This window comes from Slackia equolifaciens (assembly GCF_003725995.1).
GTDB classification, from domain to species: domain Bacteria; phylum Actinomycetota; class Coriobacteriia; order Coriobacteriales; family Eggerthellaceae; genus Slackia; species Slackia equolifaciens.
In genome coordinates this window covers 82,725-105,711 of record NZ_QIBX01000004.1, presented here as the reverse complement: position 1 = coordinate 105,711, position 22,987 = coordinate 82,725, and the positions used below count along the sequence as shown (strand labels likewise).

Sequence of the window (22,987 nt, the reverse complement as noted above, 5' to 3'; positions counted from 1 at the left end):
CACGGTGCACGGCGTGCGGCATTGAGCCTGCGCCATGGAGGGAGGCTGGCGCTTGCGTTGCGAGATGCCGGCCGATTGAGGCCCCGCCGATGGGCGTCGGGCCAAAGACCAAGGAGGAGAATATGGAACTCACTCGTCGCGATTTGTTCAAGTTCGGTGGCGTTGCGGCCGCCGGCGCTGCTACCGCGGGCATGCTTGCGAGCTGTGCGCCTAGCACCGCCGGCACGAGCGAAACCGGCGCCGCGGTTGCCGAAGACGGTCTGCCCGCGTTCTTCGCGCAGCCGGAGCCCATCACCGACATCGCCGAGACCAAGGAATTCGACATCGTGGTCGTGGGCGCTGGCGCTGCCGGCGTCCCCTGCGCGCTCGCTGCCGCCGAGGCAGGCGCGAAGGTCGCCCTCATCCAGAAGGAGAGCCTGGCCATCTCTCAGGGCAACACCTGCGACTCGCTGATCCTGGACAGCGCCGATCCCGAGGGCACGGGTCCCGCGGGCGTGGCCGCCGTCACCTCTTGGATCACCGAGCAGTGCGTGTGGCGCTCCCACCGCGAGCAGGTTGACCTGTGGGCCAAGAATTCCGGCGAGGCTCTGACCTGGCTGTGGGAGAAGGCCACCGAGGCTGGCTGCTCCATCCAGGACACCACCGCCAAGTGGACCAGCACCATCCAGACCATCGACGGCCAGCCCGTCAAGTACTTCGCGTTCGACTTCGGCCCCAAGCCCTACAACACCGGCACCGGCATGCAGGACCTGTGCGCCTACTTCGACGGCAAGGACGGCCTGGAGATCTTCTACTCCTGCCCCGCCCAGCAGCTTGTCAAGGATGACTCCGGCAAGGTCGTGGGCGTCATCGCCGAGCTGGACAACCAGTACGTGCAGTTCAACGGCGCCAAGGGCGTGGTCATCGCTACCGGCGACTACACCAACGACGACGAGATGATGGCCTACTACAACCCCGACATGGCCAACATGGACCGCAAGCAGCAGAACAAGACCGGCGACGGCCAGAAGATGATGGTGTGGGCGGGCGCCCGCATGGAACCCGTGTGCGGCTCCAAGGTCCAGCATGACTTCGACGCCGGCCCGGGCTCCATGGCCGACATGCCCTTCCTGTGCGTCAAGGACGACGGCACCCGTTTCTGCAACGAGGCCCGCAGCGCCATGGCTTACATGGGCAACTTCCTGACCAGCGCCGAGGACACCGGCTGGTACTCCCAGATCTTCGACAGCAAGTACATGGACGACTGCGCCGATTGGCCGGGCATGCTCTACGACCCCAAGATGATGGAAGCCTACATGCCCGAGGTCGAGGGCGAGAAGGAAGGCGTGTACACCGACCTGATCGGCACCTACTCCGCCGACACCCTGGAGGAGCTCGCTGAGAAGCTGGGCATCGATTCCGCTAACTTCGTGGCTACCGTCGAGCGCTACAACGAGCTCGTGGAGAAGGGCGTCGACGAGGACATGGGCAAGGAGGCCAAGTGGCTCAAGTCCATCACCGAGCCGCCGTTCTACGGTATTCATCGTCACATTCGCCTGTCTGCCATCGTGCACGGCGTTAACGTGAACGGCGAGATGAACGTGCTCGATGCCGACGGCAATCCCATCGAGGGCCTGTACGCTATCGGAAACTGCGCCGGCAACTTCTTCGGCAGCCCCGACTATCCCATGGATCTGCCCGGTCTGTCTCTCGGCCGCTGCCACACCCAGGGTTACGTGGTGGGCAAGGCTCTGGCCGCCAAATAGCCATTCCCGTTTGAAGCGTTCGAGCTGATTGCTTCATCCGCTTATCGAAGCGCCGCGTCGTCCCCCTCCCTCCCTGACGGCGCGGCACCCCCCTCAAGGCCCCAATCGGGATTCACTCCCCGAATGGGGCCTTCTGGTGCGTTTGCCTGAGACATCATGCGCACGGCATGTGTCGGTCGTGGGCGGCATGGCACTGTATATGCGCGCCCTTGGGCTGGAGGGCTCTCAAGGCGTGCTTTGTGCATGACGCCGCGCGCACGGCATCGTGCCATCTGGAGGTTGCGAGCTTTGGCGGAGCGCGCGGTGCGCTGTTCTCCTGCGATTACTTTCCGGTTCACGAGCGGAAATAAGCAGGAAGCGACTTACGCGCGATGTTGCGTTTGAGGCCGGCTTTCGGATGGTTACTGAGTCTTTTTCGCCATTTCACAGATTAACCGGGCGGCGGAAAGGACTTCTTCCCATTCCAGGCCGGACGCGAAGTCGTTCCGATCTCGGTACCTCTTCCAGTTCGCGTGCATGGTATCGCTTGCTGCCAGGGCTTTCAGGACATTCTCGGAGGCATCTAGGCTCACGCCGTTGCCCCTGTTAGCGATGGTGGCGGCGACCGCATCCGCCAGAATCTTGCGGTCGACTTTCGATCCGGCGTTTGTGAGGGCCCACATGTCATAGAAGTCCCTCATACGCGTGTTGAACGTCGAGCGGGCGAGCATGGTCTCTGCCTTCTCCGCCAGCACGGTTTCGACGTTGTAGGCGAGGATGTTTATGGTACGGTCTTCCAACAGGAGACGATAGGCGTAGCCCACGGCGGCAGGCGTCAATGCGTCTCCCGTTGAGATGTCGATCTTCATGGGAATCTCGGTCTTGCCGAGACGTGCCCTCATCTCGATGCGCACGCCGCCGTATTCCGAGTCCTCCATAATCTCGTATGCGTTCTCAACGGAGAAAGATGCTCCGTCCTCGAGAGGGATGGCTGCAATTTCCTTCGTCATCTCGACGGCGCTCTCGATGTCGAGATGCTTATCCTGCATGGTCATGTCGGTATCCCGAGTCATGCGCTCCCCGACGCCAAGCATCGAGGTGACGAGCATCCCGCCCTTGAGGATAAGGTTTTCCCTGTAATCCGACTCGGCAATTCTCTCGAGGAATCGCTCCATTGCGTAGCGGCGCTGCAGGAGCTGAGCCCTGCCGCTGTCGCCCCCGGCGAGGTTCTTGATGAGGTCTTTTACCCTTCTCGGGTTGTCGATCATAAGAGCACTCCAATTGCGTCCCACACTCGGGATTCCATGTTCATCTTCCTGGCGTATTCGGACAGCCGCGCGAGGTTCCTGTCCTTCGACTTCGCCCAGGCTCGCATCGCCTGGTTAAACTCCGTCACGTCCGCGCTCGTCCTCTTCCGGATGAGGTCGCAGACGGTTCGCTCCTTGTTGTACGCCCTGACGATATTGCCGTCCGGGGTCCTGACCTCGCATACACCGAGCCCGTGCCATTCGGGCCTCACGTAGTAGATGCGCACGCCCTGGTTCTTGAGTGACGGCGAGTTGTACCCCGACTTGACGCTGACTGAAACCGGAATGGGGTCGCGTTCGCTCATCCCGTGCAGGAAGAGTGCGGTGTCGTGAGAGAAGATGGCCTTCGGGTAGCGCGCCTGCAGCAGAGCGAACTCATCGGGGAGGACGTCTGCCGAAAGGTAGATGCCCTGGGACTGCCGCCTCAGGCCTTTGCTGCTCACATAACGGTAGAAGGAGTCCTTCGGGATCCCCGCCCTGAGCGCGTCCGAGGCTGTGAGCACTCCGTCCCCCTTGTCGAGGAGGCGCTCTAACGTCTCGGTATGTTTTGCGATTTTCATACGGATATCTTATCATAGATTCAGTGCAAAAGTTTGAAAGAGCCATACAGATGGCCGCTGTAGGCTCGTCTCAAACTGTCCTCTGTGCGGCGGGCAGGTCGCGTTTGTACGACTCCTCCAGCCATGTGGCGAACCTCTCGGAATGCGAGCATTAGCGGTGTTGTTGCTCGGAATAGAGCAAATATTCTATTCCCAAACAATCGTCGCAGCGTCGTCGCCGATGACTTCGTTCGTCAAATCGCGCAGGTAGGTGTAATCGTCTCCCACGTCAGGGGTGCGGGTGTTTGCGTTGGTCGTGGCCTCGTCCATGCCCGCGAGCAGGCGAACATAGGGCTGGCCGCTGCCGTCGTCCCACTCGATGGTGGGATGCCACTCTAAGTTCTCCACTGCTATGCTGCCGTCTTCTTGCGGTACGAAATCGCAGGTGAAGATGCCGCTGATAATCGTGTCGGTAATGGTCCAGCAGCTTATGAAGTCGGAAAGCCCATACACCACCGGAACGGTGTTGCCCGTTTCGCCGGTTACGTACTCCACGGGCTGAATGGTGTGGCAGTGCGTGCCGAGCACCAGGTCAACGTCCAAATCGGCCAAAAACTGAGCGTATTCCACCTGCTGCTCGTTGGGCTCGTTCACGTACTCGGTGCCCCAATGCATCGCTACGATCACCGCGTCGGCTACTTTCTGGGCGCGCTGCACGTCTGCCGCGATGGCATCTTTGTCAAACGCGCACGAATAGTAGCTGTTGGGCATCTGCGAGGCGTCAGAAAACGCGTTGTCGCCGTATGTGTAGGCAAGGAAGGCGAACGTGAGCCCGTTGCGTTCGATCATGTGCACGGTCTCGCGGTCTTCTTGCGTAAGGTAGCTGCCGCCTACGAGCAGCTGGGGATAGCGATCCCACACCTCGTGACTTGCCTCAATGCCAAAGGTTCCCAGATCATACGTGTGGTTGGTGGCGAAATTCACCAGGTTGAAGCCGGTGTCGGCAACCGATGCCGCAGCCGATTCGGGCGAGTTGAACGTGGGGTATCCCGAATAGGAATATCCTTTCTCCTCGCTTACCATGACGGTTTCTTGATTGACAAAGCGCAGGTCGTGCTCCTGGATGAACGGTTTGACTTCGCGGTACCATGGGGTGAAGTCGTATTCGCCGTCACCGGTTTTGCCCGCGTAGGCATCGGCGAAGGGGAGGACGTATTCGGTCACCAGCTGATCGCCAATCGCGCATAACGTCACGCGGTCGGGGCTTTGGGCCAGCTCTCCGCGGCCGAGCACGGTGTAGCGGATGCCGTCGGGCGTGGTTCCGTGCACGATGCCGTTTTCATCGACGGTCTCTTCGCAATCGCGGAACCGTTCGGATACGCCGCTCACGGGCGCCTCGCCGCGAACGGCGTCGTTGAGCACGAGCGTCTGCGAGGAGTTCGCGGAGGCGGGGGAGCCGTCGGTGACCTCAAGGGACTCCTGGGCGGCGTTTGTCTTGCTTGTGCAAGAGAACACGCCAATCGCGATAGCGGCGATGATTGCGATTATCGCAACGAGGGCAATCACGAATCTCGCATTCATGCCGGCACGAGGACGCGCTGAAACCCCGCCGGCTCTGCCTCCGTGCGGTGCGTTATAGGCATTGAATGGTGAAGTGCCGGCGCGATAGAGCTCTCCATCGCGCCGCTGCGTTCGGCCATGGCGATGCCGCGTCGCGTAGGGCTGCGCTGTCATGGGCGGCATGTCTTGCGAGCGCCTTGAAGGCCGACGAGTCTCCACGATTTCCTCCTGCGTCGAGGGCATCCATGCTTTCTTCACGAATATTAACGCGAAGGGCGCGGCAAAAGGAGCAGCGTGGCTCCCTCGGGTGAAAAATCGGCGAACGGACTGCTGTATCATAGGCATCGCACCAAGCCCGCGCTTTCGGTGCGGCGCGCCGTACGACTGAAGGAGTGATTACCATGGGATTGTGGGAAGACTTGGCCAAGCTTCAGGGCTGCAAATGGGTCGATCTTACGCATCCGCTGACCAACGAGAGCCCGTATTGGGGCGGTATTCCCGATGGGTCGGTGGAGCTGTGCAAGACTGTGTTCGATTATGACGAAGAGATGCTCTCCTGCCGCATCCATACCTATAAATTCCCCGGTCAGTTTGGTACGCACGTGGATTTCCCCAATCATTTCACGCCGGGCGCCGTGGGGTCCGAGGCGTATGGCGTCGCCGATGCCGCGCATCCTTTGTGCGTGATCGACATCACGGCAAAAGTGGCCGAGAATCCCGATTGTGCCGTGACGCTTGGAGACGTAGAGGCATGGGAGGCCAAGCATGGCCGCATTCCCGAGGGCGCATTCGTGGCGTTGCGCACCGATTGGTCGAAGCGCTGGCCCGATAACAACGCGCTCAACAATTTTGATGACGAGGACGGTGAGCATTGCCCCGGCTGGTCGATGGAGGTTATCAGATTCCTCTATGAGGAGCGCGGCATCGCGATGAACGGCCATGAAACGCTAGACACCGACGCGTCGTATCTGGCGGTAGAGGCGGATGATTTGGCTATCGAGCGCTATGTACTGGATAACGGGCATCTGCAGGTGGAGCTTATGGCCAATCTCGATCAGGTGCCCGAGGCCGGCGCCATCATTTTCGTGGCGTGGCCGCACATCGAGGGCGCAACCGGCTTACCCGCTCGCGTGTGGGCCGTGTGCGAATAGCCTTAGTAAAGGCCAGGACTGAAAAGGGCCGTCCCAAGCGGGGCGACCCTTTTGCGTTTGATGCATCTTTGAACCGTTCGGAAAACGGCGGAATCGGTTAGCGCTTGTTGAACGGCACCAACGTAGCAGGCATGCCGTTTTCGTAGACCAGCTTAGGCTCGCCCTGAATGAGCGGGCGGAAATAGTCCATGGCCTCCTGCGTGATGCCGGCGTAGTTGGGCAGAATCCACTCAGCGGGGAAATGCTTCACGTAGTTCGCGAAGTCCTTGGCGGGGCCGGCGAAGAACTCGGCGTTGTATACGCCTGCCGCCATGTCTTCGGCGCTGCGGGGGCGAATGCCCACTACGGCGCTTGTGAACGCGGGGTCGGCCGAGCGCATGTGCGCGCTCATGCCCAGCTCATAGGCTTCGGTTACGTCCACCAAGCTCTGCGCGAAGTTGCTGGAGCGCGCCGCACGCGAAAGGTCCTGCACCACGCCGCGGGGAACAATGCCGGCGTCGACGATCATCTGCTTAAGCGTAGCGCCCGCGCCGCCCAGCACCGCGTGCGCAAAGCCATCGTTGGCGGTGTCGCCCGCAGAGAGGTAGGTGCCATCGGCATAATGAGCACCCTCGCTCACCACGATGTAGCACTCGCCCTTCTCGTCGAACTTTTTCTGCACCTCGGCGAGGAACGCCTCTTTATCAAAGTCAACCTCGGGCAGCACCAGCAGGTCTACATTGCCGGTGAAGCAGCAGCTCGCGGCCAGCCAGCCGGCATCGCGGCCCATGGTTTCCAACACGAACACTTCGGGGCGCGTGTAGGCGGCGTAATCCAGGTAGGTGGCGTGCGTGATTTCACAGGCGATCTTGGCAGCGCTCGCGAAGCCGGGGCAATGGTCCACGGGCACGAGGTCGTTGTCCACGGTTTTGGGAATGCCAATGAAGCGCTTGGCGATGCCGTTTTCGTGCGCCCACTCGCTGAGCGCATCCACCGTGTCCATGGAATCGTTGCCGCCGATGTAGAACATCGTCTCGATGTCGTGGGCGTCCATGACATCCACCAGCCGCTTGTAATCGGCATCGTTGCCGCGCTTGAGCTTGTAGCGGCAGGTGCCCAACGCGCTCGACGGCGTTTGCTTGAGAATTTCAATGTCGCGGCCGGAAAGGTCGGTCAGGTCATAAAGCTTGTCATCCAGCACGCCCTCGATGCCATGTAGCCCGCCAAACACGCGGTCGTACACGGGGTTGAGCTGGTTGGCGCGCACGACGCCGGCCAAACTTGCGTTGATGACGGCGGTGGGGCCGCCGGATTGCGCGACGAGGCAGTTGCTCATCTGGTGCTCCTTTTCCACGTATTCATGGCGCCCGCACGGTGGGATGCCTGCGCGGGTGGCTCAAGGGCGCCGCCGAAAGCGGGACGCGCAAAGAGCCTCATGGTCCTATTGTGCCATATCCTCAAAGCTTGCTATCACGGCGTCGGCAACATCCTCGATGGCATCGACGTTGTGGGCCGCGGTGTGCTCATGCACGGCGATCACGGGGAATCCTGCGCGCTTGGCGGTTTCGATAGCGTGGAGCGAATCCTCGACCACGACGGTTGTTTCGCGCGGCGTGCCCAGCTCGCGCAGCGCCCATTCGAACACGTCGGGCTTGCTTTTGCTCACGCCCACCTCGGGACAGGTGTAAACGCCCTGGAAATGATGAGCGATGCCCAGGCGCTCGAGTGCGGGAATCACCAGCTCCTTTTCCGACGCGGTGGCGATGCACATGCGCACGCCCGCCGCATCGAGTGTGTTCAGCATGCATGCCACGCCGGGCTTGAGAGGAATAAGCTCCAGATAGGGCTTGCGCATGCCGTCCATGATGGCGTTGTGCACCTCGTTGGCGGGTTCGGGCAGGTGGTACTTCTCCTTCACGTATACCGCCGCTTCCTCCAGGGTGAGCGTCTTGAAGTTCTCATGGTCGGCGGGATCGGGCTCGATGCCTCGTGCGGAGAGGTAGTTGGGCCCTAGACTATCCCAGTAATCCATGGAGTCTACGAGCGTGCCATCGAGGTCGAAAATCACGCCTGCGAACACTTCAGGCGCGCCGGGGTTCACGCGCGTGGGGTGCAGGTTTGAAACGGGGAAAGTCCCCGGGGCCGCGTTAGTCATACCGTTCCTCTCTCTTTATGCGGTTCCTGATTGCTGCGCACTCAGGAACGTGTCGCGCAGACAAGCAGCGTTCCCAGCCACGGACTAAACATGCCAGAGGGCATGTTTACCCTTTCGTTGGCGATAGTTGGCAAGATTGTATGTGAAGAGCGGCTGACGTGTGTGAAAGGGAAATAAGTTTTATGCAAAGGCAGTAGGGGCTTGGGCCTTTGGCCTGAGAAGTGCGGGGTTTCCGCCGGCGCCGTTTGGCTTGCGGAGTGCGGCGCGGTATCATGGCGGTGAAAGGCAGTTTGCTGCGGCTGGCTTCATGGGCCTCTCGCGGCGCTTGACAAAGGGGGAGCTATGAAGGCACTGCTTATCAACGGCAGCCCGCACAAGATGGGCTGCACCTATACGGCGCTCGGCGCGGTGGAAACGGGCCTGCAGGAGCAGGGCGTGCAGGCCGACATCATGTGGCTGGGCACGGGTGCTATTTCGGGGTGCCTGGGCTGCGGCAAGTGTCTCAAGGACGGGCATTGCTTCATCGACGACGTGGTGAACAAGGTTATCGATGACGCGAAGAGCTACGATGCGTTTGTGTTCGGCACGCCGGTGCACTTTGCGGCCGCATCGGGAGCCATGACCTCGTTCATGGACCGCCTGTTCTACGGTAGAGGCGCGTTGTTCGCGGGTAAGCCGGCGGCTGCGGTGGTATCGTGCAGACGCGGCGGCGCGAGTGCGGCGTTCGATCAGATGAACAAGTATTTCACCATTTCCAACATGATGGTGGTGGGCGCTCCCTACTGGAATCAGGTGCACGGCAACACGCCCGATGAGGTGCGACGCGACGAAGAGGGCATGCAAACCATGCGCACACTCGGTCGCAACATGGCATGGCTGATGAAGTGCATCGACGCCGGCAAGCAGGCGGGCATCGAGTTCCCCAAGTTCGAGCGACCCGTGAAGACGAACTTCATCCGCTAGCGTCAGGGTGCGCTCCGCATAACCAATCATCAGATTGCTGCTGCTGGCTTGACGCCGCTTAATATGCCCATCGCATTGAGCTGCCTCCCGTTTCTTGGACACGAGAAGCGGGAGGCTTCTTTATGACGTCCTTTGCATTCGGCGCGCTAGAACGCCCAGTTGCCGTTGCGGAAGATGGGAACCCTGGTGCCGTCGGGTTTGATGCCGTCTATGCTCAGGTCCTCGGTTCCCACCATGAAATCCACGTGCGTGGCGCTTTTGTTCACGCCGGCAGCCAGCAGCTCTTCGGCGCTCATTTCTAAGCCGCCCTGGTAGCAGTCGGGGAATCCCTGGCCGAGCGCCATGTGGCAGCTGGCATTCTCGTCGTAAAGCGTGCTATAGAACAGGATGCCCGTATCGCGAATGGGGCTCTTAAAGGGCACGAGAGCCACCTCGCCCAAGCGACACGCGTTTTCGTCGGTGTCCACGATGGACTGGAGCACGTCTTGCCCGCGCTCGGCGCGCACCTCAACGGCGCGACCGCCCTCGAAGCGCACGCTGAAGTTTTCGATCAGGCTGCCGTTGTATGCAAGCGGCATGGCGCTTGTCACGGTGCCTTCGGCGCGCAGGCGGTCGGGTGTGGTGAAAATCTCCTCGGTGGGCATATTGGGGAAGAACTGCACGCCATCCACCGTGGTATCCCCGCCGCCGTTCCATAGGTGCCCGGACGGCAGGCCAACGGTGATGTCGGTGCCTTGCGCGTTGGTGTAGTGCAGGGCGTCAAAACGCTGGTCGTTGAGCCAGGCGCAACGTTCTGCGAAGCTCTGGCGATGCGCGCGCCAGGCGGCAATCGCTTCGGCGGGGTCGTCGGAATCCACGCGCACGGTATGGAAGATGGCCTCCCATAGCCTCGCCACCGCGGCATCTTCCGGCAAATCGGGAAACACCTTGTGAGCCCACTTGGGGCTTGCGGCGCCCGCGATGCACCATACGCAGCGTCCGAAATCCATCGCATCGTAAAACTCGGCGCATGCGGCATGGCCCGCTTGGATGCGTGCCGAAATCTTGCGCGTATCCACGCCCGCCATGGCCTGCGGATCGTCGGAATCAATGGTGAGCACGGCCGCGCCACCGCGCGCCATGGAGTTGTTGAGCTCGGCAAGCCATCCGGGGAACTCCTCGAACACGTCCATGGCGCAGCGGTCGTAATGCATGCGCTCAATGGCCTCGTCGGAGAAGCGCACCGTCACGTGGCGCGCGCCAAGATCGTAGGCTTCCTTGACAATCAGGCGCACGAGCGGCGCCGCCTCGAGGTTGGCGCGCACGAACAGCTCTTGGCCGGGGTGCAGCGCGCAGCCCGCCTCCACGATGAGGCGTGCATAGGCGTGCATGCGGCGTTCAAGGGCTTTGGGGTCTTCGAAGGGGGAGTGTTCCGCCGCCATTCTGGCTTTCGTGATTTCAGCGTGTGCCGCGAACGCCTGCGAAATGATGTCCATAGGTAATCCTCCGTCTAATCTTCTGCGATGCGGCTATCGATTGCATAGCTCGGTAAGCGCTCGCCTTGCCACGTCGAAGAGGCGCTGGTAGTACTCATATTCGGGGATGATGACCCAGTCCTCGGGGCGCTTGAGCGAGGCTTCATCCATGATGCGCGCATACATGCTTTGCATGCGTCTACCTGGCATGACGTCGAGCATGCCGCTTTCCCCGCACAGCCAGAACTGCGCCTGAGCAAAACCCTTGCCTCTGATTGCTCTATGGGGTTCGATTATCACGCTGTAGTAATCCCTGGGTGGGTTGGGATGCCATGCTATGACGCATGTTTTCTTGAGGCCGAAGAACGATGCCGGAGCCAAGGTCTCCACCTCAGCGGCGACGGGCAGATCCAGGCGCAATGCTGTGCGCTCAATGGCCTCGACGATGTCTTCGGCGTGCGTTTTCGCGGGCATGCGGCAATTTGTGAACAGGTCGTACTGCGAGGGAGCTTCGGGAAGGTCTTGGGGTGAGAAGATACTCGATCGTTTGATGGTCATGGCATGCCTTTCGAATGCGACGTTTCGGAGTGCGGGCTTGCGATTCTGCGAGGCGAATCGTTGTGTTGTCCCGTGCGGGCGGCCATGAGGTCGCGCCGGACGGGCGTCGTACGCGCAGAAGCGCGCCGCATTCCAAAACGCTGGAACTCGTGGCAATTGTAGCGCTTGAGCTGTGGTTGCGAGCGGGTTTGTAGCCAAGCTGAAACGGCTTCTTGAGCAAACCGCAAGGCAGAATTTGCGAGTCTCGATGAGGTTTCGGCATGATTGCCAAATTAAGTTTGGTGTTGGCTATGAGCGAACGGTTACGGCCGTGTTGAATCTAGGATAGCTCCATGACGTCATCGTTGCATGATATATCAGCATTATATAGCCAATATATTTCTTATATACCTATGGTATATACTATAAAGGAGAGATGAGGCATGGAATTCGAGTATGATCCGAATAAAAGTGCGTCGAACCTCCGCAAGCACGGCATTGACTTCGATTGCGCTCAACGTCTCTGGGACGCGCAGACTGTCGAGGTGCCGTGCCGCGGAGACTTCGGAGAAGCCCGGTTTGCCGTTTTCGGTCTGATAGGAAGAAAGCATTGGACTGCGATTGTGACCTATCGAGGTGAAGCCATCCGTATCATCTCGGTGCGACGCTCAAGGAAAAAGGAGGCGGCTTACTATGATGAAAAAACAGGCTGCTAATGCGGAAGAGTTCGATCGTATTTTTGACGAGGGCAAAGAAGACATTCTTGATTATCTTGATTTGGACGCAGCCGTTGTGCGCCCTCCCATGAACGAAACACGTCGAGTGAACGTCGATTTTCCGGAATGGATGGTGCAGGGACTCGACGCGGCGGCAAGCAGGTTGGCGATTAACCGCCAGGCGGTCATAAAAATCTGGATTGCCGACAGACTGAAACAGGAGAATTTGGCCTAATGTTTTTGTTCGTCTTGTCCCTTATGCCCCATTGGGGGCAGAGGGAAAAAACGGGGTTGCTCTTCGTTTGTTGCGCCAAGGTTGCTTCTCTGAATAGGGCGAACGAGAACATAGAAGTGCCCGCCGAGGGAGGGAAGCGGCGGGCACTAAGGAAAAGCTAAGTTATGGTTTACTTTTACTTGGCTGCTAGCTCACGTCCAAGCACGTAGCCGAACGTCACACAGCATCCACCGTAGTTCAGGCCTTCCATCAAGAACGTATAGGTGTTGTTGAAGAAATCGCCAACCATGGTGCCAACGACGTAGAGTCCTTCGATGGGTGTATCGTCATCCTGGCAAACCTGCAAATCGACGTTTGTACGCAGACCACCCATAACAGTGAGGAATCGACCGCCAACGCGGGCGCCATAGAACGGCGCATCTCGCACAGGAACCATCTGATCCGCGCGCTTAAAGAAGTCGTCGTCGTGGCCCTTTTCGCACAGCTCGTTGTAACGTGCAATCGATGCAAGTGCAGTTTCCTTGGGAAGCTCAAGCAATTCCACCAGCTCCTCAAGCGTATCGGCTTTGACGAAGCGTCCACTTTCGACTTTATCTTCCCAATCGGCGATAACTTCCTCTGTGGTCATCTCGGGAAGATCAAAGGCGCCGCGGGCGTACCAGGGGCCGTATTCCGAGGCATAATTGGTTGCCCAGATTGGGAAGGAAACCTGACCGGGCTGCAGCATGAGTGCGCGGCCGGTGTAAGAATGCGTTGCGTGCTCGTTGCTGTATCGCTCTCCGTTGATGTTGAGGGTCAGGCCGCAATGTCCGCAATACGGCTGCGCGGCAGTTCCTTGCTGGACATTGACCATAGGACAATTCGGCACATTGCGCTGCCATCCGGCGCCAATCCAGAGCCCCATCTTGTGCCCGTCGCCCTTATAGAGTCCGGTAGTTGCCGGGCCTACGTCATAATCTTCGCCGGCGTCATCGGCAATGAGAGGCAGCATGGACGGGCAGTATTTCTTCATCATTTCTTTGTCGGCGGAGAAATCGCCCGTTGCCAAAACGACTGCCTTAGAGGCGGCGTATTTGGTGTATTCCTCGGTATTGAGATCTTGTGCAATGATGGCGCTGACGCGACCAGTATTGTCATCATCGCGGATTAGCTGGACGCCCTTGGTTTCGAACAGGATGCGCCCGCCCTTTTCCTGAAGGATTTCCGCAAGAGCATTCACAATGAGGGGCTGGCCAGAGCCGGGGTCGTAATCTTCGCTGTAGGCGCCGTGAGCGGCAAGTGGAATGAACTGCGGGTCATCAGGTCCAAACACCACTTCAGGAGCACATGTTTCAAGCGTCATCGGAATGCCGCGTTCTTCCATGAGATCGATGAGCCAGTTCATTGCCTCTTCATTGTTGTTGAACAGCTTGCTCCATTTCTTCTGGTCAACGCTGTTTGCGGCAAGAATACGCTCGCGCATCATGAATTTCTCGAGGTCGTAGGGCTCCACCCCTTCGCGCTCCATGACCTTGCTGTTGATGGCGTGGTTTGATCCGCCGCGGCTGACAGGTGCTTTGCTGGCAGAAATGAGCAGCACATCGGCACCTTGCTCTGCTGCCGATACTGCCGTGCACAGTCCTGAGGTTCCTGCGCCCACAACGACGATTTCCGCTTCGACGATTTCTTTGATGTCGGAATCCGGAATGGGGTCGGGCGGAATTTCGAAGCTCCACTTCGAGTCAGCGAGTTCGGCATTCAGGATGAGGTCGCCATCGGTGGTTGACGTTGCCGGGGCAGTCGCTTCGGGCTCGTCGCCTCCGTTTTGCTGGGGTGTACAGGCTCCCAACATGCTTGCGACACCGATGCCGGCGGCTCCTACGGCAGCGCCTTTAAGGAAATCTCTGCGGTCAAGCTTTGCTTCCATGGTTCCCTTCCTCTCTCCAAGTGTCGTGTCCTCGTAGGGTTCATTCAAAGGCGAATCGGAAAACGATGGCCTTCAATAAGGACGGAATAAACGATAAAAGTTGTGGTAAATAACGTCTTCACACGCACTTTGGTAAAAGACTTTTTAGTCCTGTGGGTTATCACATAGACCGGGTGATTTTCGTATTTCAAGCAGAAACGAAAGCCATTGCTCCAGAGAAAACCCCTACTGCGCTGTTTGCTGGCTTACAATCAAAGGAGCATCCGTTGGGAGGGTTGATGCATAGGAACAAATCAACAATATTGCTCTGTGCTATTGGATATACTTTCCATCTTGTGGTCATTTCCCTTATAGGCTGGAATGGCACCCTGCTTTTTCTGCCAGAATTTGCGGATGCGGAAAACGTGCTCTATTGGTTTAATGCCACGCAACTCATAGCGTTTCCCGTTACGTTTTTTATCGGCGCGCTTGCTTCTCAAAAGTGGGCGATTGAATGTCATGCAAAAGTCCTTGCTCTTGCTGCGACCTTCTTTTCGGCCGCGGGCGTGGCAGTGCTGTTTGCCTGCCTTTCTCAAGGCGATGCAAAAAGTATAGGATTGTTTGCTTCGTTGGCGGGGCTTTTGACCGGCACGGGAAACAGCATGTTCTTTCTTTCATGGCAGAATGTTCTCGCGGTGCAAGATGATTCATCTATTGGCATTGAGCTGACGATTGGTACGGGTGCCGCCGGTGCAATTTATCTCGTCGTCATTCAGTCAAAACCTGAGTGGCTTCCGCTTGCGGTCCTTGTTGTTGCGTTCGTTGCGAATGTTGTTTTGCTTGTGCTGTCTATCGACGCTACAAAGGCAGGTGAGCCTGGGTCGTGCGCTCCGAAAGCAAGGAAGAAAGAATTTGCGCAGCTTTTCGATAAGCTCTGGCAGCCAGCTTTGTGCATCGCTTCGCTTGCGCTTGCAAGAGGAATTGCTCCCGCATTAGTTTTGGATGACCCCGTATACGGTTCTACGCTCAGTACCTTGATGACGTTTGGGCGCCTAGCATCTGCCGTGCTGTTCTTTGTACTGTGGAGAAAGTATTCTCCAAATATGTCATTCTGGACGGATAGGCTCTATTCTATTGCGGTCGTGCTCGTGGCAACTGGATTTGTGCTCTTGCCTCTTTTCGGTAAGGAATATCAGTTTGTTTTCGCCATTGCCGCGTACACCATCTTCTCGGTAGCGTCACTTTTCATGATGTTTCTTTGTGCTGCGGCAGCTCGGTCGTGCGGTATTCGTCCTTTGACGGTTTACGGACTTTTTGGTGGGTTCGTGTACGCGTTTAGCCGTGCGGGATTTGCCACAACTTATTTCGCGCATATGCAAGTCGAGCTTGGGGTTGTGCAACTTCTGATGGTTGCGCTCGTGTCCGTATATATTCTCTTGCTGATATATTTTGTTAGCCGCAGGAAGCAAGGGGTTGCGCTTGGGAGGAGAGGCCAAGATATTGAGAGCGCTCCCGATTCTGGTGCGTTAGCATCGTGGCTTTCGGATGCCGACTCGGCTTCAATGATGGATTCCGATGACGAACCGGATGAGCCCGCGTCTATTGTCTTATCAGTGAAAGATGCCCTGCATGATCGGTGCTCCGCTATGGCGGAGGAATCAGGGCTTTCGGCACGTGAAGCGGAGATTATGGAGTATCTCGCCCTGGGGCGCAGCGTTCCTTATATAGCGGAAGCATTGTATATCTCGGAAAACACGGTTAGAACGCATTGCAAGAGCATCTACCGGAAGCTCGGTATTCATAGCAAGAGCGAGTTAATGGATCTCGTCGACAACTCGAAAACGCTTTCCTAATTTGGCATCGCATTTGCGCGCGCCTTGCTTTGCTGTGATACCGTGATGGATAGAAGCAAAGCGAAGCGCATCTGGATAGGAGCAACCATCGTGACCGATAATAAGTTCCCCAAGTTTTTAGACGTAGAACAGGTAAGTTCAGGCTGGATCAATAAATACATCCTCAAGTTCCGCCTGCCCGATGGGCGCGATTATCAGTATGAGGCGGTTTCGCGCAAGCCGCTCGACGTGTACAAGGCCGAGCTTGAAACGCAGGGCCCGGTTGATCCGCAGGTGGATGCCGTGTGCATCGTGGGCTATACAGCAGAGGGCTCGTTTCTGCTCATCAAGGAATTTCGTTTTCCCATGAACCGTGAGTGCATCGCGTTTCCTGCCGGTTTGCGCGATGCGGGCGAAAGCGTGGAGGAGTGCGCCTCGCGTGAGCTGCGCGAGGAGACGGGCTATGATTTGGCGCGCAATGCCGATGGCACTCCAGTCCACATCCACAGCTTCGTGCAGCCCGGCTTTTCGTCGCTCGGTATGGGCGACGAGAGTATCGCCATGGTGTTTGCCCAGGTCGAAAAGGTGGGAGAGCCGCGCTCCGAATCTACCGAGTTCATAGAGGTATTCGAATTGCCCCGCGCCGATATCGCACGGTTTTTGCAGGAGAACCGCGCGCCCCTCTCTATCCGTGCGCAGTTGGTGCTCGAGATGGTGGCGTGCGACCCGTTCGCATAGGGGCTCCTATTGCGCTGCCGGCAGCCACCACCTCGGCGCTCGGGCGGCCCGTTTGCATAGGGGGCGCTTCCGGTCGCGGGAAACCCATTGAAGGGCGCGGCTCGTTTGCATAGGGATTTTGGGACGGATTGCGCATGTTGTCTATTTCTCTTCAAGTAAACCGGCTGTTTAATCGAGAACAGTAGAACTAATTAAGCCGCTTGGCGTTGGAGAGAGGGGCAATGATGGCCGTAAAGAGGGAATTTCCCATGGAAAAGAGCGTGATGCTGGAGAAAATGCGCTGCAATATTCCGCCTTCGCCGGATTTCCAAGACAACATCGAGATCATCGACGTGACCGAGCCGGGCTACGTGCACTTCACCATGGACATTCCCGCGTGCTTGGGCAATTACCACGGCGGCATTCACGGAGGCACGGGGTATTGCATCGGAGAGATTGGGTCGGGGTTTGCCACGTTTACGCTGGGCTCCGACAACGTGTGCCAAAGCGCCAGCATCAATTTCTTCAAGGCCGTACCATGCTGCAAGGTTGACGTGACCACCGAGCCCATTCACGCCGGCCGGTCAACTGCGGTCATTCGCGTGACCACGCGCGAGGCCGCCACGGGCAAGCTGCTGTTTCAGTCTACCCACAATATGTTCCTGTTGGGGCCAATTGAGGGGTAGCGCGTTTGAGGGGCCTTTGCGCACGAGAGACATGCGGATACGAAAAGGCCCTGCGCAAGGGCGGAGCCGCTACCCGTTTCTTGAACCTTCTTTTCGCGTCCAGGAGCTGGGTTGCGTATTTCTTGCGCAGGGCCTGGTGCTGCCTCGTTACGAGCGCAGCGTAATGCCCTCGGGGAGCTCGAAATCCAAGGTGAAGCCTTCGTCCTCTTCGGCGTCTTCAGTAGGGGCCGCTTGCGCGACAACCGGCTTCTTGGTCTGGCCGAATGCCGCATCGAATGCGGAGAAGTGCGCACGCGGCACAGCGAACACCACGTTGGCGATCGTGCCGGGGTGTGCCGCGATCCATTCCTTGAACAGCGTAATCGTGCGCTGCTCGTCGCCCGCTTCGCGACCGCAGCCAAAGGCGCCCACGATGAGCGTTTCAATTTCGTGAGCCGCGGCGATATGCATGATGGCTTCGATGCGGTCTGCGAGCACCTTGTCGCATTCCGCCTCGGAGCGGTGATTCTCAAGCGCGCGCTGGCGGTTGGGCTCCGCGATGGCGAGCACGTCGGCGGCCTTCATGTCGCCTCCGCGCGTGAACACGATGCCCTCAAGGTACAGGGCGCGTCCCGTGAACAGCTGGCCGCATTGGTAGCCGCGGTTGGCATCGTAATACGTCTTTTTCATGCCGCGCAGTACGGGATAGAGGTTGCTATCGGCGCACAGGATTTGCTCCGGACCAAACGAGCCGTCTTCGTAGGCGCCGCCGGGGCGGGTGAAAGAAGCGGGATCAACCACCAGCGTTTTCCCCTCCGCGCGATGCACCACGTTAGATGCGAAATCGGTGGTTGCGCGCGTGACGGTTGTTTCGAATGCGGGCTCGGGCAGCTCAAGGGCTCGGCCTTCGCCGTCCTCGTAGATGACGGCCGATTCGATCGCCGTCGCGGTCTCTTTCGCGAATACTCCGTTCACCAGCGCCAGATGCTTTGCGGCTTCGGCGCGTCGTTCGTCCCTCGTTGGCATGCTGTCCTCCTCACATAGGTTCCTCAATCGATTGTAGAGGATGAGCGGGCGCTTCGGTGCAAGAAACCATGTAATTTGGCTCGAGGCGCTGCGTGCGGCAAGAATCTCACGTAGTATATGCGCCATGGAAAACAACGAATTCACACCATTCACCATCAACGTGACCAACTTGGAAACGGGCGCCGAGGTACCCGTTCAGGTGCGCGATAGGGGCGCCGACCAGTTTGCTGCGCGCCTTAAGAAGGTGGCGAAGGATCGCCGCAAGTGGGCGCGCAAAAACGACATCTCATGCTATCGCATGTATGACGCCGACCTGCCCGATTACGCGCTCGCCATCGACCGCTATGATGGCGTGTGGAAAAGCGAGGGCGAGAGCTATCTGTGCATCGCTGAGTACCAGGCGCCCAAATCGGTCGATCCCGAGCGAGCTCGTATGCGCCTGGAGGACGCCGTGGCAATCGCGTCGGCGGTGCTTGCGGTACCGCGCGAGCGTGTGTTCCTTAAAACGCGTCGCCACGAGCGCGGCGGCGGTCAGTACACTGACCAGCAAAAAGACGCCTGCATCATGTATACGCAGGAGTCGGGCAACGTGTTCGAGATCGATTTGGGCAGCTACCTGGACACGGGCATCTTCCTGGACCACCGCATCACGCGCGAAATGGTGGGGCAGATGGCCGAGGGCAAGCGTTTCTTGAACCTGTTCGCCTATACAGGCACGGCAACGGTGCATGCCGCGGTGGGTGGCGCGAAGAGCACGCTCACGGTTGACCTTTCGCAAACCTACCTCGCGTGGGCCGCGCGCAACATGGAGCTCAACGGTTGCGACGGGCCCGAGCATGGGTTCGTGCGCGCCGATGTGCTGCAATGGATCGTGCGTGCATGCCGCGAGAAGCCGCGGTTCGACCTGATTTTTGTGGATCCGCCCACGTTCTCCAATTCCAAGGCCATGGGCAAAAACACGTGGAGCGTCCAGCGCGATCACGTGATGCTGTTGTCGCACGTAGTGCGGTTGCTGGCGCCAGGCGGCGAGGCGGTGTTTAGCTGCAATCTGCGCAACTTCAAGCCCGATTATGAAGCGCTTGCGGCGGCGGGCGTTGCCATAGAGGACATTACCGCGCAGACCATCCCCTATGATTTCGCGCGCAATCCCAAGATTCATTGCTGCTTCAAAGTGCGTCGGGCCTAGGGGTTTGGCCGGTATGGACCTTGCCGTTATGCCTGGCTGCTTCAAGGCGCACCAGGCCTAGGACGTTGCTCTGGCGCAGGGCATATTGGTCAAGAACAATCGTCCCAACTTTGGAAAGCGACTCCATGGGGTCAACGTTTGCCTTAGCTTTGGCACTTTTGAAATGTTGCGCAACGTTTTGCGTGGAATTTTCGTTATGCTTGCATTCCTATATAACGTCGTGTCGTTGCGAGGAGGGATGAGCGCCGTGGGCACGGTTCGTCCGGCTTTTGATGCCATGCTTGACGCGTATTTCACCAAGCGCGATCTTGCCGCCTCGCTCGAGGTGGCAAGCGACGGCGTGCGCGCCTTGGGGACGTGGGCAAGCGAGGCGGTGCGTAACAAGGATGAGCTGTCGCGCCTTTTGGCCGAGGAACTCGCGGCGTATCCGAAGCCTTTGGGGTATGTGGTTGCAGGGTATGCTGAGTGGGAACTCGCGCCCGGCATTATGCAGTGCGGCGCTTCTGTTATGGTGACCCGCTCTCCCTCTTTCGAATCAGCGACAAATCCCGTTTTGCTGCGCATGACCGCGACCTTCAAGCTGATTGGCGGCGCCTGGAAGCTCACGCTGATCCACGCATCGATTCCCGAGGAGTCTGACGGCATCGGCGCTCGTTCTTCTCTTGCCGACGTGCACATTCACACCATCGAGCGGCTGCGGCGTGAGGCGACGACCGATGCCCTCACGGGAATTCTCAACCGCCGTGAAACCACGCGCCTCATTGATGCGGCGGCGGGTGATGCCGAGGGCACGCTGCTTCTTGTGGACGTTGACGATTTCAAGAACATCAATGATCGGTTCGGCCATCAGGCTGGCGATGCTGCTCTCGTGGCGCTCGCGCATGCAATCAAGGAGAACATGCGAGCTGATGACGTGGTGGGCCGTCTGGGTGGCGACGAGTTCGTGGTGTACTTCGCCCGTTTGGTGAATCGCGATGTGGTGCGCGCCAAGGTGGAGCAGTTTTGCAACGCGTTCGGGCAATCCATGTTTGACATTACGCCGGGGCTTCTGGTTACGCTTTCGGTGGGAGTGGCGCAGCGTGTGGCGGGGGAGTCGTTCGACGATCTGTACCGCCGCGCCGATGCGGCGCTGTACAAGGCGAAACACTCCGGCAAAGCCACCATGTTCTTCGACGATGAGGTATAGGTTCGAAGGCGCAAAAACGAGACGCTGGTTCGAAGGCGCGAAAAGCGAAGCGCAATGCCGAAGGTGCCAGAAAATAAAAAACCCGGCGAGAGCCGGGGAATTGTTGGTCGCGGGGGCTGGATTCGAACCAACGACCTTCGGGTTATGAGCCCGACGAGCTACCAGACTGCTCCACCCCGCACTATGTACGAGCACTTCTTGAGTGCGAAAAGGTATATTATCGTCTGATTGCTGCTTCTGCAAGAACTATTTTTATAATCTCTCGAACGACATGATTCCTTCATAATCGAGCATTCTGGCAAATGCTGACCGAGTGAGTGAGTGCCAGAACGGGTGCCTGTTGGGGCGGGCGCCTACCGGCGCCCCCTGTCAGGGCGCACGTCTGTCGGGGCGGGTGACGATTGGGGTGGACGAGCGATGGCCGGGCGGTCGACGACGCTCGGCGCAAGCGCGCTACACCGAAGCCATCCCTCGGCTAATCCAGCTCGATAGTCAGGCCGCTGGCGGTTTCGCTCACCATGCCCTCGCCGAGCTCTTCTACCAGAATCGCGAACGCTCGATCGCCGGTGCAGTGGCCGGTGTAGATGCGCTCCACGTTTGCCACCTTAAGGCGCGCCGCCAGTGCACGCACTTCCTCGTCGGACGTTTCGTAGAGATGGAAACCTCCGACAAGGGCGAGGATGCGTTCGCCGGGCATGAACGCCTTTGCTTCGGCGATAGCGACATCGGGTCCGCAGTGCGAGCAGCTGCTGAACACGGCGATTCCCGTGTCCAGCTTCACAACAAGGCTCTGCTCGTGCGAAAAGTCATCGGGGGCGAGTTCGTCTTCGCCGGGAACGGGAACGCAAGACCGCACGCGCTCGTGCGCCGCGCAGAGGTCGGCCACCTTCCCGCTCAACGCATCGCCAAGGTAATTGTCGGGATGGTCGAATGCTTCAGCGCCCGTGGAATCGGGCCGATCGGGTGCCACGAACATGCGCGCCTCAAGGCCCCGTTGGGAAAGTCCGGCGGTTGAATGGGGAAGGGCCCACACGTCGGGCGCAATCTCGGTGGGTTGGCTTACGCGTACGATGCGGCGGGCGTGGCGCGCAAACAGCCCGCGCGAAACGCCCATGTACACCATTTCGCCCCGGTCGATGCCGTAGCAGTTCTCGTGGGCCGATTGGGCAATGTAAAGCTTGGCTATACGATTGACCTGGAAGAATGCATCGAACCCATCGGCATGGTCGTAGTGTGCGTGCGAAAGGGCGGCGCTTTTCACGCGAGAAAGGTCGATGCCCAGCGCCTCCGCGTTGCGGATGAACGCCCCGCTGTCGCCGGTATCAAGCAGCATCATGCGCCCGCGATGTTCAATGAGCACCGAAAGCCCCCATTCGCTCGCAAGACGGCAGGGGGCTTTGTTGTCGATCAGCACGGTGGCCTTCATGGGCGTCTCCCTCTGGTGGTATTTCGTGTCGGGTTTTCGACGGTTATAGACCGCGAGGGGCCGCGAGTCAACAAGCGCATCGTGTATGGCGGTGAGTCATTTTGCCCTGCGCGCTTAAGGGGAAAGGCGGCTCGCCCGCTGACGCGTAGGCGCATCTTTCGCCCTGAAGAGTACAATAATTCTCGCTGGATAAGAGGGGGAGTCATGGCGAAAAAATCGAAGACACGGCTGGTAAACGGCGTGGTTTCGGCCTGCATCGCCGCATTCTTCCTGCTGCATGCGTCAATCGGGAGCGTTGCCGGGCTCGTTCCCTTGTCGACGGGGCTTGCGTGGGTGGTTTGGATTGGCGCCGCGCTGGCGGCTGCCCATGTAGCATTGTGCGGGGCTACGAGCGCTCTGCAGCTCACCGACACCGTTCGCCCTCCTAGCGTCAACAAAAAGCGTCATCTCGCACTCAAATGGGCGACAGGCGTGGCCCTTCTCGTGGCCGCAGCGGTGCACGTTTTCGTGATCAGGACGGTAGGGGCGCACGACATGCTGTCCAACATTTCGGGCGTATTCGTTATTGCGGCACTTGCCGCAGCTCTTGCCGCCCACGTGTGCGTGGGAAGCAAATCGTTGCTTAAAGATTTGGGTGTCGATCGCTCCTATAGAGCCGCGGTGCGCGTCACGGCATGCGTATGCGCTGCAGCATTCGCGCTGGCGGCATTGGCTGGGTTCATGGTTCGATGAGGCAGATTGGGG

General features: G+C 58.9%; 21 protein-coding genes and 1 tRNA gene. 11 read left to right on the top strand and 11 right to left on the bottom strand.

Annotated elements, in window-relative coordinates; translation table 11 throughout:
• Positions 1-122 precede the first annotated feature (122 nt).
• The gene (locus DMP06_RS04030) at positions 123-1,745 is read left to right on the top strand and encodes an FAD-binding protein (protein WP_123208466.1); all 1,623 of its coding nucleotides are present in this window, start codon (positions 123-125) and stop codon (positions 1,743-1,745) included.
• A gap of 401 nt (positions 1,746-2,146) precedes the next feature.
• On the opposite strand, the gene DMP06_RS04025 is transcribed toward DMP06_RS04030, so the two are convergent.
• The 3 genes from DMP06_RS04025 to DMP06_RS04015 form a co-directional block, all read right to left on the bottom strand.
• Positions 2,147-2,992 (bottom strand): nucleotidyl transferase AbiEii/AbiGii toxin family protein, encoded by an 846-nt coding sequence (locus tag DMP06_RS04025; protein ID WP_123208465.1) that lies wholly within the window; start codon positions 2,990-2,992, stop codon positions 2,147-2,149.
• Complete coding sequence (locus DMP06_RS04020) at positions 2,989-3,591, bottom strand: type IV toxin-antitoxin system AbiEi family antitoxin domain-containing protein (protein WP_123208464.1); 603 nt, start codon at positions 3,589-3,591, stop codon at positions 2,989-2,991. Before DMP06_RS04020 ends, DMP06_RS04025 begins: the two co-directional genes overlap by 4 nt.
• 186 nt (positions 3,592-3,777) lie before the next feature.
• Positions 3,778-5,136: a CapA family protein gene (locus tag DMP06_RS04015; protein ID WP_148042488.1), complete on the bottom strand. Its 1,359-nt coding sequence runs from the start codon at positions 5,134-5,136 to the stop codon at positions 3,778-3,780.
• Positions 5,137-5,531: 395 nt separating this feature from the next.
• On the opposite strand from DMP06_RS04015, the gene DMP06_RS04010 reads away from it, so the two are divergent.
• Positions 5,532-6,281, top strand: a complete 750-nt coding sequence (locus tag DMP06_RS04010; RefSeq protein WP_123208462.1) for a cyclase family protein — start codon at positions 5,532-5,534, stop codon at positions 6,279-6,281.
• A 97-nt stretch (positions 6,282-6,378) separates the two neighbouring features.
• Here DMP06_RS04010 and DMP06_RS04005 read toward each other — a convergent pair whose 3' ends face one another.
• Together DMP06_RS04005 and DMP06_RS04000 are read right to left on the bottom strand one after the other, a co-directional pair.
• Positions 6,379-7,596, bottom strand: a complete 1,218-nt coding sequence (locus tag DMP06_RS04005; RefSeq protein WP_123208461.1) for a diphosphate--fructose-6-phosphate 1-phosphotransferase — start codon at positions 7,594-7,596, stop codon at positions 6,379-6,381.
• 105 nt (positions 7,597-7,701) lie between these two features.
• Positions 7,702-8,415, bottom strand: a complete 714-nt coding sequence (locus tag DMP06_RS04000) for an HAD family hydrolase (protein ID WP_123208460.1) — start codon at positions 8,413-8,415, stop codon at positions 7,702-7,704.
• 342 nt (positions 8,416-8,757) lie between these two features.
• Here DMP06_RS04000 and DMP06_RS03995 point away from each other — a divergent pair, with 342 nt between their 5' ends.
• Positions 8,758-9,378, top strand: coding sequence for a flavodoxin family protein (locus DMP06_RS03995; protein WP_123208459.1), 621 nt, complete (start codon positions 8,758-8,760; stop codon positions 9,376-9,378).
• Positions 9,379-9,524: 146 nt separating this feature from the next.
• On the opposite strand, the gene DMP06_RS03990 is transcribed toward DMP06_RS03995, so the two are convergent.
• Both DMP06_RS03990 and DMP06_RS03985 read right to left on the bottom strand, forming a co-directional pair.
• On the bottom strand, positions 9,525-10,853 hold the full coding sequence (locus DMP06_RS03990) for an aminopeptidase (RefSeq protein WP_245962364.1): 1,329 nt from the start codon (positions 10,851-10,853) through the stop codon (positions 9,525-9,527).
• A gap of 33 nt (positions 10,854-10,886) precedes the next feature.
• Complete coding sequence (locus tag DMP06_RS03985; protein WP_123208458.1) at positions 10,887-11,390, bottom strand: hypothetical protein; 504 nt, start codon at positions 11,388-11,390, stop codon at positions 10,887-10,889.
• Positions 11,391-11,812: 422 nt separating this feature from the next.
• Between DMP06_RS03985 and DMP06_RS03980 the strand changes: the two genes are divergently transcribed.
• Together DMP06_RS03980 and brnA are read left to right on the top strand one after the other, a co-directional pair.
• Positions 11,813-12,085, top strand: coding sequence for a BrnT family toxin (locus DMP06_RS03980; protein WP_123208457.1), 273 nt, complete (start codon positions 11,813-11,815; stop codon positions 12,083-12,085).
• A complete protein-coding gene (gene brnA, locus DMP06_RS03975) occupies positions 12,063-12,320 on the top strand; it encodes a type II toxin-antitoxin system BrnA family antitoxin (protein ID WP_245962363.1) in 258 nt (85 codons plus the stop codon). Before DMP06_RS03980 ends, brnA begins: the two co-directional genes overlap by 23 nt.
• A gap of 175 nt (positions 12,321-12,495) precedes the next feature.
• On the opposite strand, the gene DMP06_RS03970 is transcribed toward brnA, so the two are convergent.
• Positions 12,496-14,226: an FAD-dependent oxidoreductase gene (locus DMP06_RS03970; protein ID WP_123208486.1), complete on the bottom strand. Its 1,731-nt coding sequence runs from the start codon at positions 14,224-14,226 to the stop codon at positions 12,496-12,498.
• Positions 14,227-14,378: 152 nt separating this feature from the next.
• Between DMP06_RS03970 and DMP06_RS03965 the strand changes: the two genes are divergently transcribed.
• The 3 genes from DMP06_RS03965 (at position 14,379) to DMP06_RS03955 (ending at position 17,440) form a co-directional block, all read left to right on the top strand.
• Positions 14,379-16,058, top strand: a complete 1,680-nt coding sequence (locus DMP06_RS03965) for a helix-turn-helix transcriptional regulator (protein ID WP_123208456.1) — start codon at positions 14,379-14,381, stop codon at positions 16,056-16,058.
• A 90-nt stretch (positions 16,059-16,148) separates the two neighbouring features.
• Positions 16,149-16,775 (top strand): NUDIX hydrolase, encoded by a 627-nt coding sequence (locus DMP06_RS03960; protein ID WP_245962362.1) that lies wholly within the window; start codon positions 16,149-16,151, stop codon positions 16,773-16,775.
• Between the two features lie 248 nt (positions 16,776-17,023).
• Complete coding sequence (locus DMP06_RS03955; protein WP_123208485.1) at positions 17,024-17,440, top strand: PaaI family thioesterase; 417 nt, start codon at positions 17,024-17,026, stop codon at positions 17,438-17,440.
• A 147-nt stretch (positions 17,441-17,587) separates the two neighbouring features.
• On the opposite strand, the gene DMP06_RS03950 is transcribed toward DMP06_RS03955, so the two are convergent.
• Positions 17,588-18,445: a TIGR02452 family protein gene (locus DMP06_RS03950; RefSeq protein WP_123208454.1), complete on the bottom strand. Its 858-nt coding sequence runs from the start codon at positions 18,443-18,445 to the stop codon at positions 17,588-17,590.
• A 124-nt stretch (positions 18,446-18,569) separates the two neighbouring features.
• Between DMP06_RS03950 and DMP06_RS03945 the strand changes: the two genes are divergently transcribed.
• Together DMP06_RS03945 and DMP06_RS03940 are read left to right on the top strand one after the other, a co-directional pair.
• Entirely contained in the window at positions 18,570-19,631 is a 1,062-nt protein-coding gene (locus tag DMP06_RS03945; RefSeq protein WP_245962361.1) for a class I SAM-dependent methyltransferase, read from the top strand.
• 238 nt (positions 19,632-19,869) lie between these two features.
• Positions 19,870-20,817 carry a GGDEF domain-containing protein gene (locus tag DMP06_RS03940; RefSeq protein WP_161957811.1) on the top strand — a complete coding sequence of 316 codons (948 nt, stop codon included), beginning with the start codon at positions 19,870-19,872 and terminating at the stop codon, positions 20,815-20,817.
• A 104-nt stretch (positions 20,818-20,921) separates the two neighbouring features.
• Here DMP06_RS03940 and DMP06_RS03935 read toward each other — a convergent pair.
• A tRNA-Met gene (locus tag DMP06_RS03935) sits at positions 20,922-20,998 on the bottom strand.
• Positions 20,999-21,292: 294 nt separating this feature from the next.
• On the bottom strand, positions 21,293-22,243 hold the full coding sequence (locus DMP06_RS03930) for an MBL fold metallo-hydrolase (protein ID WP_123208451.1): 951 nt from the start codon (positions 22,241-22,243) through the stop codon (positions 21,293-21,295).
• A gap of 204 nt (positions 22,244-22,447) precedes the next feature.
• Between DMP06_RS03930 and DMP06_RS03925 the strand changes: the two genes are divergently transcribed.
• Complete coding sequence (locus DMP06_RS03925; protein ID WP_123208450.1) at positions 22,448-22,975, top strand: hypothetical protein; 528 nt, start codon at positions 22,448-22,450, stop codon at positions 22,973-22,975.
• Positions 22,976-22,987 lie beyond the last annotated feature (12 nt).

Coding starts and splice junctions, on each gene's coding strand:
- DMP06_RS04030 (WP_123208466.1), top strand. CDS start 123: ATGGAACTCACTCGTCGCGATTTGTTCAAGTTCGGTGGCGTTGCGGCC.
- DMP06_RS04025 (WP_123208465.1), bottom strand. CDS start 2,992: ATGATCGACAACCCGAGAAGGGTAAAAGACCTCATCAAGAACCTCGCC.
- DMP06_RS04020 (WP_123208464.1), bottom strand. CDS start 3,591: ATGAAAATCGCAAAACATACCGAGACGTTAGAGCGCCTCCTCGACAAG.
- DMP06_RS04010 (WP_123208462.1), top strand. CDS start 5,532: ATGGGATTGTGGGAAGACTTGGCCAAGCTTCAGGGCTGCAAATGGGTC.
- DMP06_RS04005 (WP_123208461.1), bottom strand. CDS start 7,596: ATGAGCAACTGCCTCGTCGCGCAATCCGGCGGCCCCACCGCCGTCATC.
- DMP06_RS04000 (WP_123208460.1), bottom strand. CDS start 8,415: ATGACTAACGCGGCCCCGGGGACTTTCCCCGTTTCAAACCTGCACCCC.
- DMP06_RS03995 (WP_123208459.1), top strand. CDS start 8,758: ATGAAGGCACTGCTTATCAACGGCAGCCCGCACAAGATGGGCTGCACC.
- DMP06_RS03990 (WP_245962364.1), bottom strand. CDS start 10,853: ATGGACATCATTTCGCAGGCGTTCGCGGCACACGCTGAAATCACGAAA.
- DMP06_RS03985 (WP_123208458.1), bottom strand. CDS start 11,390: ATGACCATCAAACGATCGAGTATCTTCTCACCCCAAGACCTTCCCGAA.
- DMP06_RS03980 (WP_123208457.1), top strand. CDS start 11,813: ATGGAATTCGAGTATGATCCGAATAAAAGTGCGTCGAACCTCCGCAAG.
- brnA (WP_245962363.1), top strand. CDS start 12,063: ATGATGAAAAAACAGGCTGCTAATGCGGAAGAGTTCGATCGTATTTTT.
- DMP06_RS03970 (WP_123208486.1), bottom strand. CDS start 14,226: ATGGAAGCAAAGCTTGACCGCAGAGATTTCCTTAAAGGCGCTGCCGTA.
- DMP06_RS03955 (WP_123208485.1), top strand. CDS start 17,024: ATGGAAAAGAGCGTGATGCTGGAGAAAATGCGCTGCAATATTCCGCCT.
- DMP06_RS03950 (WP_123208454.1), bottom strand. CDS start 18,445: ATGCCAACGAGGGACGAACGACGCGCCGAAGCCGCAAAGCATCTGGCG.
- DMP06_RS03945 (WP_245962361.1), top strand. CDS start 18,570: ATGGAAAACAACGAATTCACACCATTCACCATCAACGTGACCAACTTG.
- DMP06_RS03940 (WP_161957811.1), top strand. CDS start 19,870: ATGAGCGCCGTGGGCACGGTTCGTCCGGCTTTTGATGCCATGCTTGAC.
- DMP06_RS03930 (WP_123208451.1), bottom strand. CDS start 22,243: ATGAAGGCCACCGTGCTGATCGACAACAAAGCCCCCTGCCGTCTTGCG.
- DMP06_RS03925 (WP_123208450.1), top strand. CDS start 22,448: ATGGCGAAAAAATCGAAGACACGGCTGGTAAACGGCGTGGTTTCGGCC.